The 3,105-nt window shown below is 40.9% G+C and carries 3 protein-coding genes; 1 reads left to right on the top strand and 2 read right to left on the bottom strand.

Translation table 11 applies throughout. From position 1 onward, the window contains the following. Nucleotides 1–1,927 (top strand): diguanylate cyclase domain-containing protein (locus ACP5NR_RS08645; protein WP_428006347.1); only part of this gene is annotated, 1,927 nt, incomplete at its 5' end. A gap of 39 nt (nucleotides 1,928–1,966) precedes the next feature. On the opposite strand, the gene wrbA is transcribed toward ACP5NR_RS08645, so the two are convergent. Continuing rightward, nucleotides 1,967–2,581 carry an NAD(P)H:quinone oxidoreductase gene (gene wrbA / locus ACP5NR_RS08640; RefSeq protein ID WP_428005670.1) on the bottom strand — a complete coding sequence of 205 codons (615 nt, stop codon included), beginning with the start codon at nucleotides 2,579–2,581 and terminating at the stop codon, nucleotides 1,967–1,969. Nucleotides 2,582–2,833: 252 nt separating this feature from the next. Further along, the coding region (locus tag ACP5NR_RS08635; protein ID WP_428006346.1) for a DegV family protein at nucleotides 2,834–3,105 on the bottom strand (272 nt) is incomplete at its 5' end.

The following is a 3,105-nucleotide window of genomic DNA, read 5'->3' as shown; positions in this document are numbered from 1 at the left end:
ACTGCTTGATATGCATGCTTTTGAACTTTCAAAAAGAGTCGACGGCTTTTCATCCGAATTTTACGAATGGATAAGTAAAAAAGAAAACTTTTCAGAACTCGTCAAAAAGTACCCTCTCGATCGCATGAAAGACGACGTTAGCCGTATTTACATCCAGATCATCTTTCCCGATGACAAATATGAAAAGACAGTCGAAACGCTGATCGAAACGCATGCTAAAATTGGCATATCGCCGGATGATCTGATAGCGGTTTACGATATGTACTACGATCACATTCAAAATGGCATAGAATCTCTCGACATTGATCAAAAAGATAAGATCATCTTGAAATCTGCAATCAGAAAGCGCATCGAAAATGTGATGTTCATCCACATAAACGGTTTTCAAGATTTACAAAAAAAGCGTCTTGAAGCGCGCGAGAAATTTTACAAGGCTCTCACGGAAATAGGCAGAATTCGCATTGAATACGATGAAATGATGGAACTCGATAAGATTTTGTTTCAAATTGCCTCTTCGATAGCCGAAAACATAGGCTTGGCACTTGTATGGATAGGGAAGGCAGATCCAAAAGACAAATGGATCAAAATTGTCGCCGCCGCTGGCATTGCATCCGATTACGCGCGCGATCTCAAAATATCGCTCAACGCGATAATACCCGAGGGCAAAGGGCCTGCCGGCATATCGATGTCAAGTGAAAAACCATTTGTCACCGATAATGCAGATAAATTCAACCTCGGCGGCAGTGCCAACACCTCTTTCAAAACAACAGACGGCAAAATCTGGAATATCTCGATGTACAACGAAAAAGGAAAGAAATTTCCGGATAGAATTGAAGATTTGCTCATCGATCTTTCGAAAGCATTGAAAATTCTCATAGAAAATTATAACCGTTCAAACGAACTTTCAAACATAAGAAATTACGAAAAAGGCCTTATGGAAATTCGGAAATTGCTTATCACCAATCCACCGCCTGACATGATTTACAACAAAATCACAAAAATCATAAGCGAATACACAGGCAAAGTGGATAACGTGAAAATAGTCGTTCCAAGTTCAGATTCCGAATGGATGATAACCATCTCTTCTTCCGGTGAAGACTCAAAATTCTTTTTGAACCCACAAAATTCGCAGACAATATCGACGGATCCGAACAGATTTCCCGAAGGTCAAATCGTTACATCTAAATGTTTCAGAGATGGCAAACCTGCCATGGTTAATCCTGAAACAGATCCGGTTTACCTTTCGTACTGGGGGAAATATCCTGACCTGATAAGATTGAAATCAATTGCGAGTTGGCCAATATTCGAAAAAGGCATAGGAAACCCCGTTGCCGTCCTGACGGTGGGAAGTCAGGATCCGGATTACTTTACCAAAGACCTCACGATGTTGATCGAGCAGATCGTGTCGGACGTCGAAATGGCAATAGAAAGGTACAGGAAGGACGAAAAATTGGAATGGCTTGGACTTCATGACCCCATCACAGGCCTTCCGAACAGGATGTATTTCGAACAATCTGCAAGAAATGCCATTAAGTACGCAAGTCGCGGCCACAAAAAAATAGCCATTGGCTTCATGGATATAGACCATTTCAAAAGGTGGAATGATACCTTCGGCCATGAATTCGGAGATGAACTGCTCAAAAAAATCGGAACTAAAATCGGATCGATAATAAGAGGGGGAGATGTCATCGCAAAAATGGGCGGAGATGAATTTTTGTTCCATGTGCTTTTTGACACGACTGAGGAGTTAAACACGGTAACGCAAAGAATAAAAGATAACTTGTCTTCCGTTGATAAAAGAATGAATTTAAGTTGCAGCATCGGATGGGCGATATATCCGGACGACGCTCAAGATCTAAGGGATTTGATGAATCTCGCCAACAAAGAGATGTACATACAAAGAAAAAGAAAAGATGAGACTTTGTAAATATAAATTCTGCCAGCATTTGCTGGCAGAATCAATTTATCAGACAGATAACTTTTTTGCTATTTCCGCAACCCTTTTGCCCTGGGCACGGGCTATCTTCAATTCGATCTCGCTTATTGACCTTCCATCCGATCCTGTTATCGTCGAAGCACCGTAAGGACTGCCTCCGGATATCTTGTCCATATAACTCAATTCAGGTATGGTGTAAGGGACACCTACCAAAATCATTCCGTGATGCAAAAGCACCGTATGAAAATTCAAAATCGTCGATTCTTGACCACCATGCTGGGTTTGCGTGGAAGTAAAAACACTTCCAACCTTGCCGGCAAGTGCGCCCTTTGCAAACAAAGGCCCTGTCGAATCAAGAAACTCTTTCATCTGCGCACTCATCATTCCAAACCTTGTCGGAGTGCCAAAGATAATACCGTCCGCTTCGGATAAATTATCTAAAGTCGCCACCGGAACATGTGCAAATGCTTTCTTTGCCTCCGTCGCATGCATTGCCTCTATGATATTGGGCGGTAAAAGTTCTTCGACCTGATAAATCATTACCTCTGCCCCTGCTTCTTTAGCGCCTTCTGCTTCAGCGAGCGCAAGTTGATAAATGTGACCATAAATACTGTGGAAAATGATATTTATTTTTACAGTTTTCATCTCAATTCACCTTTCTTTTTAGAATTAACAAAGCAGGGCAAAAAGCCCTGCTTTGTCATAGCCTTGAACCGTATATCGTAACTTTTATAAGATTTTCTATCATGACTCTATGAGCAATATCTTTCTTGCAGATTCTGTCAGCCAACTCTTCAATGTTGTTCTTTTTCATCTTTAAGGCCTCCTCCGCTTTCAACTGCTCTTTGATTTTATTCTATACCTTTTTAGTCTGCTTGTCAAGATCAATTTCATATTTCAATATTCGGTGACTTCATAGAATGATATTCCGAGTAAGCCCGGGCCTGTATGAACTACAAGCACCGGACTTATCTGCCCAACAAAAAGTTTATTTACATTTATTCCCGATTCTTTTATCCTCAGGATGAATTCGTTTGCCTCTTCTTCATCTTCACCGTTCATGACGGCTAAATTCACTTTTTTGTTTTGGGTTTCTCTCACCAAAATATCGAACATCTTATCGACAGCCCTGCGCCATCCAAGAATTTTTGCGTAAGAATAATAAACTC

This window comes from Athalassotoga sp. (assembly GCF_049965695.1).
Taxonomy (GTDB): domain Bacteria; phylum Thermotogota; class Thermotogae; order Mesoaciditogales; family Mesoaciditogaceae; genus Athalassotoga.
The sequence above is the reverse complement of the archived record's forward strand: the minus strand, read 5'-3'. Positions and strand labels throughout refer to the sequence as shown.